The organism is Streptomyces sp. NPDC006739 (genome assembly GCF_042869815.1).
GTDB lineage: Bacteria > Actinomycetota > Actinomycetes > Streptomycetales > Streptomycetaceae > Streptomyces.
In genome coordinates this window covers 13,363-29,867 of sequence record NZ_JBIAGM010000014.1, presented here as the reverse complement: position 1 = coordinate 29,867, position 16,505 = coordinate 13,363, and the positions used below count along the sequence as shown (strand labels likewise).

General features: G+C 69.6%; 12 protein-coding genes and 5 pseudogenes. 4 read left to right on the top strand and 13 right to left on the bottom strand.

The genetic code is table 11. The features are described 5' to 3' along the window. Positions 1-148: 148 nt before the first annotated feature. From ACFYMM_RS26250 to ACFYMM_RS26240, 3 genes are all read right to left on the bottom strand, one after another. Complete coding sequence (locus ACFYMM_RS26250) at positions 149-526, bottom strand: toxin Doc (RefSeq protein WP_388390599.1); 378 nt, start codon at positions 524-526, stop codon at positions 149-151. Between the two features lie 215 nt (positions 527-741). Next, complete coding sequence (locus tag ACFYMM_RS26245) at positions 742-1,914, bottom strand: GH25 family lysozyme (RefSeq protein ID WP_388390597.1); 1,173 nt, start codon at positions 1,912-1,914, stop codon at positions 742-744. Between the two features lie 356 nt (positions 1,915-2,270). After that, positions 2,271-2,639 (bottom strand): peptidoglycan-binding protein, encoded by a 369-nt coding sequence (locus ACFYMM_RS26240; protein ID WP_388390595.1) that lies wholly within the window; start codon positions 2,637-2,639, stop codon positions 2,271-2,273. Positions 2,640-2,849: 210 nt separating this feature from the next. Here ACFYMM_RS26240 and ACFYMM_RS26235 point away from each other — a divergent pair, with 210 nt between their 5' ends. Next, on the top strand, positions 2,850-6,686 hold the full coding sequence (locus ACFYMM_RS26235; protein ID WP_388390593.1) for a helix-turn-helix domain-containing protein: 3,837 nt from the start codon (positions 2,850-2,852) through the stop codon (positions 6,684-6,686). A gap of 219 nt (positions 6,687-6,905) precedes the next feature. On the opposite strand, the gene ACFYMM_RS26230 is transcribed toward ACFYMM_RS26235, so the two are convergent. Next, positions 6,906-7,331, bottom strand: coding sequence for a hypothetical protein (locus ACFYMM_RS26230; RefSeq protein ID WP_388390591.1), 426 nt, complete (start codon positions 7,329-7,331; stop codon positions 6,906-6,908). A gap of 137 nt (positions 7,332-7,468) precedes the next feature. Between ACFYMM_RS26230 and ACFYMM_RS26225 the strand changes: the two are divergent. Then, positions 7,469-8,602: pseudogene (locus ACFYMM_RS26225) on the top strand (RNA-guided endonuclease InsQ/TnpB family protein); the annotation flags it as partial. Between the two features lie 292 nt (positions 8,603-8,894). Here the strand turns inward: ACFYMM_RS26225 and ACFYMM_RS26220 are convergent. The 3 genes from ACFYMM_RS26220 to ACFYMM_RS26210 all read right to left on the bottom strand — a co-directional run bounded on the left by ACFYMM_RS26220 (position 8,895) and on the right by ACFYMM_RS26210 (position 12,031). Continuing rightward, positions 8,895-9,170, bottom strand: coding sequence for a hypothetical protein (locus ACFYMM_RS26220; protein ID WP_388390589.1), 276 nt, complete (start codon positions 9,168-9,170; stop codon positions 8,895-8,897). Positions 9,171-9,255: 85 nt separating this feature from the next. After that, entirely contained in the window at positions 9,256-10,614 is a 1,359-nt protein-coding gene (locus tag ACFYMM_RS26215; protein WP_388390587.1) for an NACHT domain-containing protein, read from the bottom strand. A gap of 352 nt (positions 10,615-10,966) precedes the next feature. Continuing rightward, a complete protein-coding gene (locus tag ACFYMM_RS26210) occupies positions 10,967-12,031 on the bottom strand; it encodes a sugar ABC transporter substrate-binding protein (RefSeq protein ID WP_388390585.1) in 1,065 nt (354 codons plus the stop codon). A gap of 324 nt (positions 12,032-12,355) precedes the next feature. Between ACFYMM_RS26210 and ACFYMM_RS26205 the strand changes: the two genes are divergently transcribed. Next, complete coding sequence (locus ACFYMM_RS26205; protein WP_388390583.1) at positions 12,356-12,490, top strand: hypothetical protein; 135 nt, start codon at positions 12,356-12,358, stop codon at positions 12,488-12,490. Positions 12,491-12,726: 236 nt separating this feature from the next. Beyond that, a pseudogene (locus ACFYMM_RS26200) lies at positions 12,727-12,888 on the top strand (hypothetical protein); the annotation flags it as partial. Here ACFYMM_RS26200 and ACFYMM_RS26195 read toward each other — a convergent pair. The 6 genes and pseudogenes from ACFYMM_RS26195 to ACFYMM_RS26170 form a co-directional block, all read right to left on the bottom strand. Next, positions 12,886-13,135: pseudogene (locus tag ACFYMM_RS26195) on the bottom strand (LexA family protein); the annotation flags it as partial. The pseudogenes ACFYMM_RS26200 and ACFYMM_RS26195 overlap by 3 nt on opposite strands. 187 nt (positions 13,136-13,322) lie before the next feature. After that, complete coding sequence (gene rpsN, locus ACFYMM_RS26190; protein ID WP_388390988.1) at positions 13,323-13,580, bottom strand: 30S ribosomal protein S14; 258 nt, start codon at positions 13,578-13,580, stop codon at positions 13,323-13,325. A gap of 446 nt (positions 13,581-14,026) precedes the next feature. Continuing rightward, positions 14,027-14,416 (bottom strand): annotated as a pseudogene (locus tag ACFYMM_RS26185) (aldo/keto reductase); the annotation flags it as partial. 731 nt (positions 14,417-15,147) lie between these two features. Continuing rightward, positions 15,148-15,361 (bottom strand): annotated as a pseudogene (locus ACFYMM_RS26180) (DUF4235 domain-containing protein). A gap of 65 nt (positions 15,362-15,426) precedes the next feature. Next, entirely contained in the window at positions 15,427-15,909 is a 483-nt protein-coding gene (locus tag ACFYMM_RS26175) for a DUF3618 domain-containing protein (RefSeq protein ID WP_388390581.1), read from the bottom strand. After that, a complete protein-coding gene (locus ACFYMM_RS26170; RefSeq protein WP_388390986.1) occupies positions 15,906-16,277 on the bottom strand; it encodes a phage holin family protein in 372 nt (123 codons plus the stop codon). The genes ACFYMM_RS26175 and ACFYMM_RS26170 overlap by 4 nt, the downstream gene beginning before the upstream one ends. Positions 16,278-16,505: the final 228 nt, after the last annotated feature.

Below are 16,505 nucleotides of genomic sequence, written 5' to 3'. Positions count from 1 at the left end.
GGACGTCCCCCCGCAGGCATACGCCTGCAGGCGGAGGGCCGCCCGCCTGGCCCGAGTCTCGGCAGCGCTACGCCCGGAGCCGCCAGGGCCCGTAGACCGGCCTGGAGGGCGACCGTGGTGCCTGACCTCATTCAGGAACCCAGGACAGTCAGAGCTTCCAGGAACGCAGCGTCTCGGCGACGGCATAGACGCTGAGGCGAGCATCCCGGACCTTGCGGACAAGGTCGGACAGGGCGCCGTACGGCGGATCGATGCCCTCGCCGGACCGGTCCATGTACTGAGCGGCGACGAAAGCGGCGAAAAGGCTGTTCCAGTGTGAAAGCGGCTCAACTCGGATGATCATGTGCAAAAGGGCGGCTGTGCGCCAGGCGGCATCCGGGTCGGCCGTCCCGAGCGTCGGCAGCTTGGTCTTGTGTCGTGCGACCGCCGCGACCAGCGCCGAGTAGTCCGTTACCGTCACGTCCTCGTGGCCGAGGGCGGCCCCCTGGACGTCGAGCAGCCAGGAGACATCGACGTGCAGATTCATCAGGCAGCCGCAGTGCCGTCACCACGGTGAGCGGGAGGAACCTCGCGGGGAACGCGTCGTCGAACTCACCGCGCAGCCTGTCGGCCCAGGCGACGCCGCCGACGACAAAACGCTTGCGGTGCATCTCGCGCACGCCGAGGTCGTGCAGGTACTGCTTCAGGCTCTTGCCCTCTGCGGCGGCGGCACGGACGCCTTCCATTTCGCCATCGGCCTGGTCAGTTGACCAACACCAACCATGTGTTGGGCCCGACGATGCCGTCGGCGGTGAGGTGGTTGCGGGTCTGGAAGGCGACGACGGCGTCGTGGGTGGCGGCGCCGAAGGAGCCGTCGACCGACTGTGCCGCGCCGTGCGCTCTCAGTTCGGCCTGCGCCGCGCTGACGGCCGGGCCGTGGTCACCCTCTTTGACGGTGGTGATGAGGGCTTGCCAGGTGTTGGGGCCCACGATGCCGTCGGCGGTCAGGTGGTTGCGGGTCTGGAAGGCGACCACGGCGTCATGCGTGTCCGTCCCGAAGGAGCCGTCCACCGACAGTGCGGCGCCATGGGCGTTGAGGAGGTACTGGACAGTGGTCACCTGGCGACCGCTGTAGCCCTGCTGGACGACCGGCCATGCGCCGGCCGCAGGCGGCGGCGGGGGAGTGTAGGTGCCGCTGGCGGCGAGGTTCCGCAGATCCTGCTCGGTGCCGTTGAAGACGTCCTGGTCACCGGGAAACGTGCCGGAGTCGGAGGTCTGCCAGAAGGCGTACGTGGACCAGCCGTTGGGCAGCGGGTGCGGGGTCCCGGTCCAACTGCCGATCCAGATCAGGTTGGTGGCGGCGAAGGCGGAGGAGTTGCCGGTGCACTGCGACCACCACGACGTGTTGGTGTTGATCACCGGGTGGAGACCGGTGCGTCGCCGGTACTCGTTGTCGAACGAGGCGATCCAGTTGACCGTCGCGCCAGGGCCGACCCCGTAGCAGGTGGGAAGGCCCGACGTGGCTTCGATGTCCAGGACGCCGGGGAGGGTCGTGCCGCCGGGTTGCCAGGCGCCTCCGTGGTCGACGAAATAGTCGGCCTGGGCAGTGCCGGAAGCCTTGTCCGGCCTGGCGAAGTGGTAGGCGCCCCGGATCAGGCCGACCGTTGCCGCACCGTCGTACTGCTGGGAGAAGCGGGAGCTGATGTAGGAGGTGCCCTCGGTCGCCTTGACGTAGGCGAACGAGGCTCCGTCGGCGGCGACCGCGGACCAGTCCACGTTCTCCTGGTGGGCGCTGACGTCGAGTCCTCGCACAGCAGCGTCCGTGGTCTGCCGCGGCCGGGCTTCCCGGGCCGTCGCCGATGCCGCGACCGGGGCGGCGAGCAGTGCCGCCGTGACGGTCACCGCGGTCAGCCCGTTGAGCACCCCCGCCCGCACGCCGCGTCTTTGGCAAAGACCCCGGAGGCGGCGAGGAGCGCTGGGAAGAAGCGTCATTCTTGGATTCCTTTCACTCGTTGCGTGTACCGCACCTCTGGCCGCTGCCCGGCTCAAGGGAGAGCCGCTGGACTGACCGGCGAGCGCCGTGGCGGGACCCGTTGGGAGAGCCGTAGGCCGAATCGCAGAGTTTGCACTGCCCGCGGACGGGCACAGCCCCCCCGAGCGACAAGCGCCGTGTCCAGTTGCCGCCGTCCGGGTTCCCGGCGCTGTCGGCGACGGGAACCCGTTGCTCAGCTCTGGAGGACGGCAAGTCACACCGAGGAGCGCATACGCGGGCGGCTATCCACCCGTCCGCTTCAGGAGGTGGTGGGGACGTAGGTGTAGCAGTAGGACGAGTAGCCGTCCCACTTCCAGATCTTGTCGCCGGTGCCCGGACCGACGATGCCGTCGACCGACAGGTGGTAGTACTGCTGGAACGCCTTGATGGCGGCCTCGGTCTTGGGACCGTAGGCGCCGTCCTCGTCGAGGATCGGCGTGGGGACGGGCGAGGCGTTGATGGCGGCCTGGACGCACCACACGCCGTGGGAGTTGTTGGTCTGACCGGGGCCGATCCAGCCTGCGGTCGTCGAGGCGTGGGCGGTACCGGTCACGATACCGGCCACCATGCCCGCGGCGACCACGGCGATTCCAGCCCTACGCGCAATGGCGTCGATCCCTGTTCGCATGCTCTCTGTCTCCTTTGCTGCAGCGGCATTGAACCGACCGCAATCGGGTTGGGACGGCAGCACCCGCGGTTGACCTGCCGGCTGACGTCCCGCCCCATGCTTCTGGTCCGGCCCGTTGTCACGCAGGCCGCCATCACCGAGTGCAACAAAATCGAGGCAGGTCGGCCGCAGGCGTCGATCGGCTGAAACAAGCTGGTCAGGGATGCAAAGGTGACGAAGAAGGTGCCACTGTTCTTCCTCACCACCGAGGTTGGCCAGGGGGACGGGATGGGGCGTCGTGAGGGACCGCTGGATCCGTCGGCCGGGCCCGTCCAGCGTTTCGCGTTCGACTTGCGCAAACTGCGCCGAGAGGCCGGGGGCCTGACCTACCGGGCCATGGCGGAACACACCGGCTATTCGGTCGCCACCTTGTCGAGGGCGGCCGCAGGCGGCCAACTGCCGTCGCTCGAGGTGGCACTGGCCTATGTGCGGGCGTGCGGGGCGCCCCCCGAGGAATGGGAGCCGCGCTGGCGGGCGGTGGCTCGGGAAGTGGCCGCCGAGCCGGCGGATGCCGATGACACGGATGCTCCGTACCGGGGGCTGACCCGCTTCGAACCCGGCGATCGGCATCTGTTCTTCGGGCGCGACGAGCTCGTGGCCCGACTGACCGAGCGGGTGCGGGCCTGCCGCATGGTCGCCGTGGTCGGCGCGTCCGGCAGCGGCAAGTCCTCCCTGCTGCGCGCGGGGCTCCTCCCGTCCCTCCAGGACCAGCAGGCATCGGAGTGCCGACTGGCGGCCATACGGATCCTCACTCCAGGGCCGCGACCGGCCTCCACCTACGCGTCCGCGTTAACGGCACGCCGGAGTTCCGGCGACACGGTGGTCGTGGTCGACCAGTTCGAGGAGCTCTTCACCCTGTGCTCCGACCCAGCGGAGCGCGCCGCCTTCCTCGACCTGCTGGTGAGCGCGCTGGAACCGGACAGAAGACTGCGGGTGGTGATCGCGGTACGGGCGGACTTCCTCAGCCGCTGCGCCGACCATCGTCCGCTCGCCGCCGCCCTCACCGACGCCACCTTCCTGCTGGGCCCCATGGGACCGGCCGAACTGCGCGACGCGATCGTCAAACCCGCCGCCGCCGCGGGGCTGATCGTCGAGCGCACGTTGACGGCGAGGATCCTCGAGGACGTCGCCGAGGAACCCGGCGGACTGCCACTCATGTCCCACGCGCTGCTGGAGACCTGGCGCCGCCGCAGAGGCCGCACCCTCACACTCGCTGCCTACGAGGCCGCAGGCGGTGTGCACGGCGCCCTCACCCGCACCGCCGAAGAGCTGTACACCCGGCTCTCGCCGGAACCGGCCGAGGTCGCCCGGCGTATCCTGCTGCGCCTGATCACGCCGGGCGAGGGGGCCCAGGACACCAGTCGTCCCGCCGAGCACGCCGAACTGCAGGCGCTCGGCGCCACCGGCCAGTCCGCCGACACGGCCTCGGTCCTGGACCAACTGGCTCGCGCACGCCTGGTCGCACTCGACGGCGACATGGTGCACCTGGCGCACGAAGCGTTGATCACCGCCTGGCCGCGACTGCAGTCCTGGATCGACGGTGCCCGCGAACGGCTTCGGGTCCACCGCCAGCTCACCGAGGCCGCCCGGGCCTGGGCCGCGCTCGACCGGGATCCTGGAGCCCTGTACCGCGGCACCCGCCTGGTCACGGCCGAGGAGTGCCTGACCGGGCATCGCGCGGACCTCACGCCGTCCGAGGCCGAGTTCCTCGACGCCAGCATCGCCGCCCGCGAGGAGGAGCGGCGGGTGGCGGCTCGCACCGCCTGGCGTATCAGGGCGCTGCTGGCCGCGGTGTCCGCCCTACTGCTGCTCGCGTCGACGGTTGCTGTCATCGCCGTCCAGCAGCGCTCGTTGGCCCGCGCCGGCCGTGACCGCGCAGTTGCCGAGCAACTGGTGGCCGAGGCAGGACAGTTGAATGCGACCGATCCGTCTCTGGCGGCACGGATGTACGTGGCGGCGTACCGGCTGCGGTCGGAGCGTGAAGCCGCCGCGGGCCTGCTGGACACGCAGAACATCGCGCTGTCCTCCGTACTGCCCGGCCATTCCCAGGCGGTGTACGCGGTGGCGTTCTCACCCGACGGGCGCACCCTCGCCACCGGGGCCGGTGACGACACCATCCGGCTGTGGAGCCTGGCCGACCCCGCACACCCCGTCCCGCTCGGCAGGCCGCTGACCGGGCACACCGACTGGGTGTACTGGCTTCAGTTCTCACCGGACGGTCACACCCTGGCCAGCGCAAGCCGGGATCGTACCGCCCGGCTGTGGGACGTCCGCGACCCGGCGCAGCCCAGGAGCCTGGGCAGGCCCCTGACCGGTCACCGCGACATGGTCTTCTCCGTGTCATTCAGCCGCGACGGACGCACCCTGGCCACCGCCAGCCAGGACCACACCGTGCGGCTGTGGGACGTCTCCGACCCGGCACACGCCAAGGCCCTTCACCCCCCGCTCACCGGGGCACGGGAGGCCGTCGCCTCGGCCGCCTTCAGCCCGGACGGCCGCATGGTGGCGGCCCCCGGCCACGATCACCTGATCCGCCTCTGGAACGTCACCGACCCGACCCGACCACGTCTGTGGCGGCAGCCGCTGAGCAACCCGGACGTCGTTTACGCGGTCGCCTTCCGCCGGGACAGCAAGCTCATGGCCAGCGTGGGCAACGACCAGAAGGTACAGCTCTGGGACGTATCAAGCCCGGCGCACGCCGAGCCGCTGGGCCGCCCGCTGACCGGTCACACCGGCACCCTGCTCGCCGTGGCGTTCTCACCGGACGGCCGGACACTCGCCACCGGCGGCGCGGACCACACCATCCGGCTGTGGGACGTCTCGGACCCCCGGCATCCAGCTCCGCTCGGGCAGCCGCTGATCGGGCACACCGGATTCGTCAACTGGCTCGCGTTCAGCCCCGACGGTCAGTCGCTGGCCAGCGTGAGTGACGACCACACCGTACGTCTGTGGCACCTGCCGCGCGCCGTCCTGGCCGGCCATCTCGGCAGCGTCACCAGCATCGCCTTCAGCCCGGACGGACACCATCTGGCCAGCGTAGGCGACGGAACGGTACGGCTGTGGGACGTCCGCGAACCAACGCGCGGCAGGCAACTGAGCGAACTGCCGACGGAACACTCCGCCACTCGGGTCGTGTTCCAGCCGAAAGGCCGCTTGCTGGCGAGTGCCGGCACTGACGGCACCGTGCGACTGTGGGACGTCACCGACCCGCGCCGCCCCCGGCCCGCCGGCACAGCCCGCACCGGCGGCACCGACCAGGACAACGTGCTGGCGTTCACGCCCGACGGGCGCGTACTGGTCACCGGCGGCCCCCAGCACAGCCTGCGGCTGTGGAACGTCACCGACCCCGCACACCCCGCCGCCCTCGGAAGCCTGCCGACCGGCCACATCAACTTCCTCCACTGGGCGGGCGTCAGTCCCAACGGTCACACCCTGGCCAGCACCAGCGACGACGACAAAGTCCGGCTGTGGGACATCCGCGATCCGCTACGCCCACATCCCCTGCCGGACATACGCACGGGCGACACCGGTGGCACACTCTGGGGCGCGTTCAGCCCCGACGGGAAGCTGCTGGCCACCGCCGGCGTCGGCCACGACGTACGCCTGTGGAACGTCGGCGCCCCCGAGCACGCCACAGCCATCGGCAGCTCGCTGACCGGTCACACCGGCCCGGTGACCTGGGCAGGTTTCAGCCCTGACGGCCACACGCTCGCCGCTGCCGGCGAAGACCGGACCGTCCTGCTGTGGGACATGACCGATCCGGCTCATCCCGCCTCGGCGGGCAGGGCCCTCACCGCAGGACACATCGAAGCGATAGAGACGGCCGCGTACCGCCCGGACGGCCGCCTCCTGGCCACAGCGGGACCCGACGGCACGATCCAGCTCACCCCCCTCGGACTCGACCAGGCCATCCGGTGGATCTGCGCAAGCACCGCCGGTTCGCTCACCCGGGCTCAGTGGTCGGACTACATACCGGAACTCCCCTACGCCTCTCCCTGCCAGGACTGACATCGGCATTTCGACCAGGCCCCGCGCTCTCGGGGCCAGGCTGACGGTCGGTCGGGCCACGGCGCGTGGTGACCTGCACCGCCGTGGACCCAGGTCACCGGTCGGATCCCGCTCGCGGGGGCGTTCGTGCGCCGCGTGCTCAGCCCTCAGCGCGGCCCCGGCTGCGTCCACCCCTGTCCGCACGCGTGCCCGCTCGCGCCGTAGCCCTGTGGCGACCGGTCAGCCAATGGTGAAGTAAATGGTGGCCAACCGCACCGCGTCCCACCCGCGAACCCGTGGCCTGGCGATCTCATTGCCCCACGGCACGGTGCAGTTTCCCCCGCCGGAGCCGCAGTTGTACCAGTGCCCCGCACCCGTGGCGTCCATCCCGTACGCTTGCATCGCTGCGTAGCCGTCGCTGGCCGTCCAGTGGTAGGTGATCTTCAGTCCGGGGCTTCCCCACACCGAACAGCTGGCCGTTCCGTAGGTGTACTTCACTGGCGTGACCACGACATTGCCGCCGCAGGAGGACTTGGCGGCCGCAGCCTGGGCCACGTGTTCGGCCGGCTGCGCCTGAGCCAGGGCCGGAGCGGGGCCGGCCAGGATACCTCCCCCGGCGAGACAGGTTGCGGCAGCAGCAACGGCGAGACGTTCACGTGCATTCATCGGGGCACTCCTTGGTGGGTACCCCGGCCTTCAGGCCGGGGAGGAAACGAAGCTCCTGCGGAGCAGGGCAGGAAGAGCCGGTTCGCCGCCAGGGCGGACCGCCGTCCGCCCTCCACCGGACGAGCAGGCGGCTGAGTACGTTCGGCTGCGTCCGTCTCGTGTACAACAAGGCGCTGGAGGAGCGCACGCGGCCCTGGTACGGCGGGCAGCGCCGCGTCTCCCATCCTCAGTCGTCCGCCGCCCTCACCGAGTGGAAGAAGACCGAGGAGCTCGCCTTCCTGACGGAGGTGTCCTCCGTTCCGCTCCAGCAGGCGCTGCGCCATCTTCAGACGGCGTTCGGGAACTTCTTCGCCAAGCGCGCGAAGTACCCGCGTTTCAAGTCGCGGAAGAAGTCCCGCGCGTCGGCCGAGTACACCCGCAGTGCCTACAAGTGGCGTGAGGGGCGGCTGACTCTGGCCAGGATGGCGCGGCCCCCGGACATCCGCTGGTCGCGTCCGCTGCCCGAGGGAGCGGAGCCGACCACGGCGACCGTGTCCCGCGACGTGGCGGGACGCTGGTTCGTGTCCCTGCTGTGCGAGGACACGATCACCCCGGCTCCCGCCACGAACGCGGCGGTCGGCCTGGATGACGGGATCACTTCCCTCGTGACCCTGTCCACCGGGGAAAAGGTCGCCAACCCGAAGCATGAGCGGCGCGACCGCGTCCGCCTGGCCCGCGCGCAGCGGGAGCTGTCGCGGAAGGCGAAGGGCTCGGCGAGGCGGGAGAAGGCCCGCCGCAAGGTTGCGCGCGTGCATGCGCGGATCGCCGACCGGCGGCGGGACTTCCGCCACAGGTTTTCGACTCGGCTCGTCCGTGAGAACCAAACGGTCGTGATCGAGGACCTCACCGTCCGCAACCTGCTGAAGAACGGCAAGCTCGCACGCGCCATCAGTGACGCGTCGTGGACGGGACTCCGGTCGATGCTGGAGTACAAGTGCGTCTGGTCCGGGCGCGAACTCGTCGTGATCGACCGCTGGTTCCCGTCCAGCAGGCTGTGCGGGGCCTGCGGCTCGGTCGCGGCGAAGATGCCGCTGAACGTCCGCGAGTGGACGTGCGTGTGCGGCGCCGTGCATGACCGCGACGTGAACGCGGCGCGCAACATCCTGGCCGCCGGGCTGGCGGCGTCTGCCTGTGGAGACGGTGCAAGACCTCAACGGGAGTCCTCCCGGACGGGGCAGTCGTCGGTGAAACAGGAACCCCAGCGGGCGACCGCTGGAACCCCCCGCCTTTAGGCGCGGGAGGAAGTCAAGTTCGGGTCTCCTCCTCGTCTGACAAGCGGACTCGGACCGGTAGCGCCCTGTCGTCCGTCGTGTGTCGAGTCTTGGGAGTCGATCGGTTGTTGCGCAGCCCCTTACCGCCGCGTGTAACAAAAATCAGGGGCGGAGCGACCGTCCGCGACGGGTGCGGCTCTGTTTGAGGGACGGTCGGCGGAGCCGTGGATGTTCAGGAAATATGGGTTCCGGCACAGACCTGGGGGAGCGATCGCGGAGTGTCACCTCGGTGTTGGGATGACTCGTTGATTGGCTACTCAAAGGCTCGGTAGTCAGGTGACGGATGGGCTAGCTCGGGGTGTTCCGCTACGTACCGATCCCCGTGGATCGCCAGCATCGCCCAGTGCCACGCCTCGTCGTGAAAGATCAGCCCGCGGTACGGCGCCTCGGCCGGCTCGTACGGGTAACGCTCCAGAGCGGCCTCCGTGGCCACCTTCGGCGTCAGCCCGCCGTGATGCTGCATTACCCATGCGTAGCCACGCCGCTCGGACCGCAGGCAGTCGAGATACTCGGCTTCGTTCCATGTCACGGCTCAACGGTAGACCGGCCGTCGAAGGGCGCGGCGTGTCACTGGAGCAGGTTACGAAGTCGCGGACATGCACGGGCCGGCCGTGTCAAGTTCGGGACAGCGGGCCAGGACGTTCTTCAGGGCGCTGTGGTCGTCTTCGGCCAGCCCGGTGCGGTGCCGGGTGAGCCAGCCGGTCACCTGCCGTACTGTCGGTGGCCGGTGCGGGCCCTGGTGGGAGCGACGGGCGTGCCGGACAGGGCAGGTGCGGGCGCAGGTTCCTAAACTCCCGGCGGACACGGGCCGGGTGTGCCGTGCCGGTCCGGCCGGCCTCTCCCAGGGGTGGTGGAGCGCCGTGCCGGGCGGCGTCGCGGGCCAGCAGGCTCAGGTGACGTGCGGCGTCCCGCGCCCGCCAGCGGGGCGGTTGTCCCACGCCGGGCAGGGCTGTGCAGACGGCCGGGACGAGCCGGGCGATGAGGTGCTTCTCCATCCTTGCTCTGGTCGGGAACACGGCTGCGTCCAGGAGTTCGGCCGGGTCGGCGGCCGTCTCGCCGTAGACGGCCAGGGCCAGCCCGAGCATCAGCGGCGACGACAGCGCCGCGCGCAGCCGCCGGGCGTGCGGATCGTCGCCGTCGCGCATACGGGCGAGAACGGGCTCCCACAGTGCGGTGCCGTCCGTCCGCGCCCGCCGGGTGCTGGCCTTCAGGTACTCGCTCAGCTGCCGCAAGCTCAGGGGTTGGAGCGTCACGGCCGCCGCGCCGCTGAGTACGTCGGCCTGGCGCACCGCGTTGCGGTACTGCTCGGCGCCGCAGGTGAGGATCAGGTGGGTGTGTTCGTCCAGACCCTCGTTGAGCGCCCGCAGTGCCGCGGCCCGACGCTCGGCCGGCATCTCGTCGAGCTCTTCGAGGATCAGCAGGAGCCGTTCCGGCCTCGCCACCTCCTGGGCCAGTACGGTGCCGAAGCCGGTCGGTTTCGCCAGTTCGGGATGCTCGGTGGAGAGCCGCTGCGCCGCCCACCGCCACAGGCCGGTGTCGGCCGGGTTCCAGGAAGCGAGGGGGATGATCACGGGGGCCCGGTCGGAGGTCTCCCGTCGTTCCAGGAGCCGCAGGCCCAGCCGGAGTGCCGCGACGCTCTTGCCCGCGCCCGGCTCGCCCAGGATCACCAGTCGCCCGGAGGGGACCAGGGCGTAGAGCCGGTCGATCTCCGCGACGTCGCCGTCGAGGGCATGGGGCTGGTCGCTCCGTTCGCCGGTACGGATACGGGACCAGTGGTCGAACAGGTCTCGCTCGGCCGTCCCGCACAGCACGGGAAGCAGCCGCGGTCCCTGTACGCGGCGCCCGATCGCCTCGCCGCGCCACTGCGCGGTCTGCTCACGGGCGAGCCCGGCGAGCACGCCGTTCACCGTGGCGCGCAGCACGTTCTCGTGGCGGCCGCGGGACAGCAGCGCCAGCACTGCCAGGTCACCCACCCCACCGTGTGCGCCGTCATCAGGAGCGCGAGTCCGGCGACCACCAGCCACGGTTGCTTCCGGCCGCTCGCGACGGTGAGCCCCGTGCTCAGCAGGAAGCCGCCGCACGCCACGAGGAACGCCGTGTCGGCACACCGCCGGACCACCGCCCAGCGGGACGAGGGCGCCAGCTGAAAGGGAATCCCGTAAAGATGCACCCGGCCGATGGAGCCGGCCTGGATGACCGTGTCCGCGTCACCGTGGAAAGTGTTGCGTACGACGTGGGTCCTGTTTTCCCTGGCTCGCCCCACGTCGCCCTGGTCACCCTCGCGGACGATCCTCTGATGCCTGAGCTGACCGTCTGGGCACGCCGTCAGCCCAGGCTGTTGCCCCACAGACGCGGGTCGGTGCTCTTGAGGCTGGGGACGCCGTCGTACGTACCGCCGTCAGCGGTAACGAGGGGTGCGGAGAGCTGATCCTCGAGAAGTCCGTCGCGGACCCGCACGATGGTGCTCTCGTGGTTGGTCTTGCCGGGCTGGAACCTCTTCCCGTCGATCGCGGCCTGCAGATAGTACAGGGCGTACTTGGCATAAAGGTCGACCGGCTGGGACACCGTTGCGTCGATGCTGCCCTTGGAGATGTGTGTGAGCTCTCTGGGGGTGCCGTCGTTGGAGACGACGAACACGTGGTGCTTGTCTTTCGGGCCGACCAACAGCTCCTGCTGCTTGAGTACTTGGAGCGTTCCGGACAGGGCGAAGCTGGCCTGCATGTATATGCCCCTGATGTCGGGGTGGATCGCCAGGTCGTTCTGGAGCTTCTCCGCGGCGACGGCCCCGTCCCAGTTGGTGGGCTCTGCGAACACCTCGATGCCCGGGTAGTTCGCCTTCATGCATACGTTGAACCCGTCGGTGCGGTCACGGCCGTTGATCGATGAGAGGTCACCCTGGAGCATCACGACCTTCCCCTTGCCGTGCAGCTTGGCACCGAGGTACTTACAGGCCTTCTCGCCGTAGGCACGGTTGTCAGCACGCACCACCATGAAGGCCTTGCCCCTTTCCGGGCGGGTGTCGACCGTGACGACGGGGATTTTCTTCCCCTCCAGCTGCGCCAGGATCGGCGCGATGGCAGAGGTACTCTGTGGGGCCATCGCGATGCCCTTGACGCCCAGGACGATCAGCGTCTGCACATTGGCGGAGAGTGCGGAAATGTCGTTGTGCGAGTTGGTGGTCTTGAGTGAGAGACCGAGTTGCTTGGCGTATTGCGGCGTGTACCTGATGTACGAGCGCCAGAAGTCGGTGTCGGAGCGCGGGTAGTCGACACCGACCAGTGGCGCGTCGCTCGGTGGCGCGGAGGTGCCGGAACCGCCGCTGCAGGCGCTGATCAGCACCAGTGCGGAAAGGGCGGAAGCGGTGGAACAGAGGAGGTTTTCGAGCCTCATCGGTACATCCTCGTGCTGGGTCCCGCAACATCAGCTGCCCATCCCTTGGAAGGGTGACGGTGAAATCTATGCGGGGAAAGAGGAGAGGTGCGCACCTCCCGGCTGATCTAAGTCACCTGTTTACTCAATATACCTGGACGGACACTCTTGAGATCGTCTGGTCATTCAGGTACTGAGGATGAGCGGCAGCCTGCAGTGGCAAATGAGGCAACACACAGTAAGGGAGGAGTCGCTTTGTGTCGCCACTCGGTGGAGCCCCCACGCGGTGCACAGGAAACAGCCGGACAGTGGAGCGGCCTGCTCGGCGGCCCCGAGGATCACCTGTTGAACGCGACCCTCGTCGAGCAGCTGGTCGAGCCGGGCCTGTGCGCCGGGCCCCTCGACGGTGATAGTCGGCATGTCGGCGTACAGCAGGTCGGCTCTGGTGCTCCCGATGTCGCCGGCGAGGGGGACGTGTAGGCGGTGGTCGCGCCGGTCAAGGCGGTGCACGAATGATCGGCGTCCCCACGGGGGGCGCCACTCGGTGGGGCGCGGGCGGTTGCTGTAGATGCGGGCGAGGCGCCGTCGCGTAGCCAGGCTCGGCGCCGGTGACGTCGAACAGGTGGTTTTCGGTGTGGTGGATCCGGAACTCTTCCCGGCATTCCGGCCGGCATCCTTCCAGTTCGCCGTCGCGCAGGGCGATGATCTCCGATGACGGGTTGACCGGCATTCCGCAGCGCGAGACCGGCCTCAAGCAGCTGATCCACCGCATCGTAAAGACGTGCCGGAAGGCCGGGGAGGACTACAGGTACTTGGCTTCGCCCGCCGACGCCGAGACCTTCGGCTACGAGCTGACGTGCGCCCTCCTGCAGCCGTTACATGCGCCGCAGCACCGCGACGACCTTGCCCGGAATGGTCGCGTCGTCGCCGGGGATCGGCTCGTAGGCCGCGTTGTGGGGGAGGAGCCAGACGTGGCCGTCCTCGCGCTTGAAGCGCTTGACCGTGGCCTCGCCGTCGAGCTTCGCGGCCGCGATGTCGCCGTTTTCGGTGGCCGGGCCGGCGGCGGACGGTGACCCAGTCGCCGTCGCAGATCGCGGCCTCGATCATGGAGTCACCGACGGCCTGAAACCGACAGGTTCTCGTATGGGGCATTTTGAGCGACGAATCCGAGGGGCGCAGTGCCGAATGCCCAGCCTTGCACGGTTGGGTTCCTGCCTGTCGTAGGCACGGGCTGGTCCCGTCGGGGAAGGGGAGGAAGGTCTTCGACGGGTCAGGCTGTGGTGCGGCCCTTGAGGGCTACGGAACAGACGGGTTACCAACTGCTCTTGGTCACGCCGGGGAGTTCGCCCGCGTGGACCATCTCGCGCACGTGGATGCGGGACAGGCCGAAGGTGCGCAGGTGGCCGCGAGGGCGTCCGTCCACGGAGTCTCGGTTGCGCAGGCGTATGGCGCTGGTGTCCCGGGGTTGCCGGCGCAGCTCCCTCTGGGCTGCGGTGCGTTCGTTGTCGGATGTTCGGGGAGACGAGATGATCGCCTTCAACTCGGCGCGGCGCGCAGCATAGCGGGCCAGATGACCCTGCTGGCTGGTGTAGGCAGAGCCGCAGCGCTGGCACTCTTGCAGCCCGTCGATCACATCTGCGCCATGGAAGCAGAAGTCGATGGGTGTCTCCGGAACGGAAGCTGTCGAGGCTCCTCGAACCAGGGTGCTCATCGTGCAGACGGGGCACCGGTCCGGAGCGTCACCGTCGTACGGGGCATCGGGAACGGCGTGGTTGAGAACGCGGACGGGCATAGCCCAGAGCCAGGCCCGAGCGCCGTAGCCCTGGACACAGAGGTGGCGGTGCATGGCGGAGAACCTTGCGTCCGACTGGCACCACTCCGGAAGCCCCTGATGAGTCTCGGAGTGAGAGCGAACTGCTGGCACTGCGGGCACCGGAGGGTGCGCCCTCTGACGGGCCCCAGGACCGGAGCGAGGTCCTTCATGCGCTTTGCCACGTAGCCCTGGATCGTGCGGACCCCTCCGCGGATCCGGTCCACGTCGATCTCCGCCTGGTGCTCGTCGATGTCGGTGGCCGGGTCAGGACGGTGCACCTGGTAGAGGTCGATGCGGTCGGTGTCCAGGCGCCGGAGGCTGTCCTCGACAGCGCGGGTCAGCCAACGCCGGGAGTTGCCGCGCCGGTTCGGATCGCGGTCCCCCATCCGGACCGGGAAGTGGCCCTTGGTTGCGAGCACGACATCCTCGCGGCGGCCACGCAAGGCCTTACCGATGATCTCTTCCGCCTCGCCGCCGGAGTATTGGTCGGCGGTGTCGATGAGGTTGATTCCGCCGTCCAGCGCCGTGTGGATCAGTCGTATCGCCTCATCATGGTCGGTCTTGCGGGTGGTCATGCCCCATGCGGAGCGCATGGCGCCGAACTGGCCGACGGGGGAGTCGGATCCGGCGTCGACCTGGGCTCCCAGTCGATCCAGCTGCGGGCGGGGAAGAGGCGGGCGACGCGTTCGGGGCCCGGAGTCCTCCTCGAGCCCGGCGGCGTCGTGCAGCAGCGGCTGCTGGATGGTGACAGGGATGGCCAACGCGACGGCCCGGGCCTGCTGTTCGGGACCAGCGAGGCCGCTGCGCGGCGCTGGTCAGGCCGAGCGTCGAGATCAGCGCCCGCACCCGGGTGCTCAGCGTCTCCGTCTGCCAGGGGGTGCAGTTGGTGTTCCGCCGGGAGGCCACTGCAGAGCGCACGGCATCCGCCCAGCGAGGCGGCGGGCGGGTGCTGCGGTAATGACGGGTCACTCGGATGGGTCGGCGCGTGTCTGGAGTTGCTGCCAGCAGTGGTGGACATGCGCTTTTCGGCCTCACGCACGGCGCAGTAGGCGGCGTCCGAGAGCGCGTCGGCAGATGACGCGCTCGTGTCGGCGGGAGGCAGGGTGTGAGGGCACACGCGGTTTGCTGCGGGCGCGATACGCCTTCGCTCGCCCTGGTGGAGGACGGCTGCCCGGGCAACCAGGATTGTGGCGATGACTGCTGCTGCGACGGTCAGCGTGGCAGCAGCATGCTGACCGGACATGACTGTGAGTGGCCTTTGTGCGGGTACTGGCCGGGGCGGTGGGAGGGCCGGTATGCGTGTCCTACCAGCCCTCCCACCTCCTCATGCGCGCCGGCCGGGCCAGGTTCCGGTAAGGCGGCGAACGGCGGTGGCGTCGGCGGCCGGCGGCCGCTTTGACTCCGGCGAAGATCGCGCCCTGGAGCGTGGCGGCGAGCAGCACCTCGCGCCAGGAGCGCTCTTCGTCGGTCGCGTCCGGGGCGTCCTCATCGTGGCCGAGCATCTTCCGCGTCTGCTTGCACAGCGCTCCCGCTGCCATGCCGCTGACGGCACCGAGCGCGAGACCGACGGGCTCGTAGGCGATTTCGGATGCCTTTACCCGGCTCAGCCCTTTCGGCGACGGCAGGCCAGCCACACCACGACGGCCACACCTGCTGCCGCGAGCAGCCCCTTACGGTTGTCCCGTGCCAGCTGCGCCCCCTGGGCGGTCTTCTCCCGCACTGGCTCGGGCGCCTTCTCCCCCCATAGCTGACCGGCCTGGGCGGCCTTGGCCCGGGCCTGCCCGACGGCCTGGGCGGCTTTGTCCTTGACCGGATCGGGCAGCCGGTCCTGTGCCTGGTGGGCCAGGTCGGCCGCCTTCGCCTTCAGTTCCCCGGCCTTGATGGCGGCCTGCTCCTCAAGCTCGCCGGTCTTCGCTGCAGCCTGCGCCTTGACTTCCTCGGCCTTCTCGCGGGCGCGCGCCTTGACATCGGTCTTCGCTGCGAGCGCTTCGACCGTCTCTCCGAGCTCGGTCCGGGTCTGCTCGACCTGCTCGCGCAGTTCCTCGGGGCTGGAGGCGGTGGGTTCGTCGTGAGGCGGCTGGGTCATCGGTGTGCGCTCTCCTTGATCTCGGCCACGTCGGCCTTCACGTTCTCGACCGTCTGCTCGGGCGTGGGCGGCGCGGCCTGGTCGACCTGCTTCTTCCCCCTCATGGCCATGATCGCGGCGATCACACCCAGCAACGCTGTGACGATCAGCCCAGCTGCCCACACCGGCAGCGCCACCGCCAGGGCGGCGATCACGGTGGCGACCAGCGCCTGCGCCATCAGGAAGCCGACCACGCCGGCGCCACCGAACAGACCACCCCCCTTGCCGTAGCGTTTGCCCTTCTCCTTCATCTCGGCCTGCGCCAGGCGCAGTTCGCCGCGCACCAGCTCGGTCAGCTGCTGCGAGGCGCGCTGCACCAGCTCGCCCACCGGCTCCTGGCCGGGGCGGTCCGTGCTCTGGCCGAATCCGGCATGGTTCGGCTGCGTGCTCGACACGACGCTCACCTCCTGTCCCCTTTGAGTTCCCGCAGGCCGGGCTCTCTCATGGGCCCGACCGTCCGATGGGCTCGCGAGTACCCCGAGCGGGCGAGTTCAGGGCGGCCGGTATGGACTGATCACAGTCCCCGGACGGGCGCGGGGCTGCGGAGTTCGCCCCGC

Coding starts and splice junctions, on each gene's coding strand:
- ACFYMM_RS26230 (WP_388390591.1), bottom strand. CDS start 7,331: ATGAATGCACGTGAACGTCTCGCCGTTGCTGCTGCCGCAACCTGTCTC.
- ACFYMM_RS26210 (WP_388390585.1), bottom strand. CDS start 12,031: ATGAGGCTCGAAAACCTCCTCTGTTCCACCGCTTCCGCCCTTTCCGCA.
- ACFYMM_RS26240 (WP_388390595.1), bottom strand. CDS start 2,639: ATGCGAACAGGGATCGACGCCATTGCGCGTAGGGCTGGAATCGCCGTG.
- ACFYMM_RS26250 (WP_388390599.1), bottom strand. CDS start 526: ATGAATCTGCACGTCGATGTCTCCTGGCTGCTCGACGTCCAGGGGGCC.
- ACFYMM_RS26175 (WP_388390581.1), bottom strand. CDS start 15,909: ATGACCCAGCCGCCTCACGACGAACCCACCGCCTCCAGCCCCGAGGAA.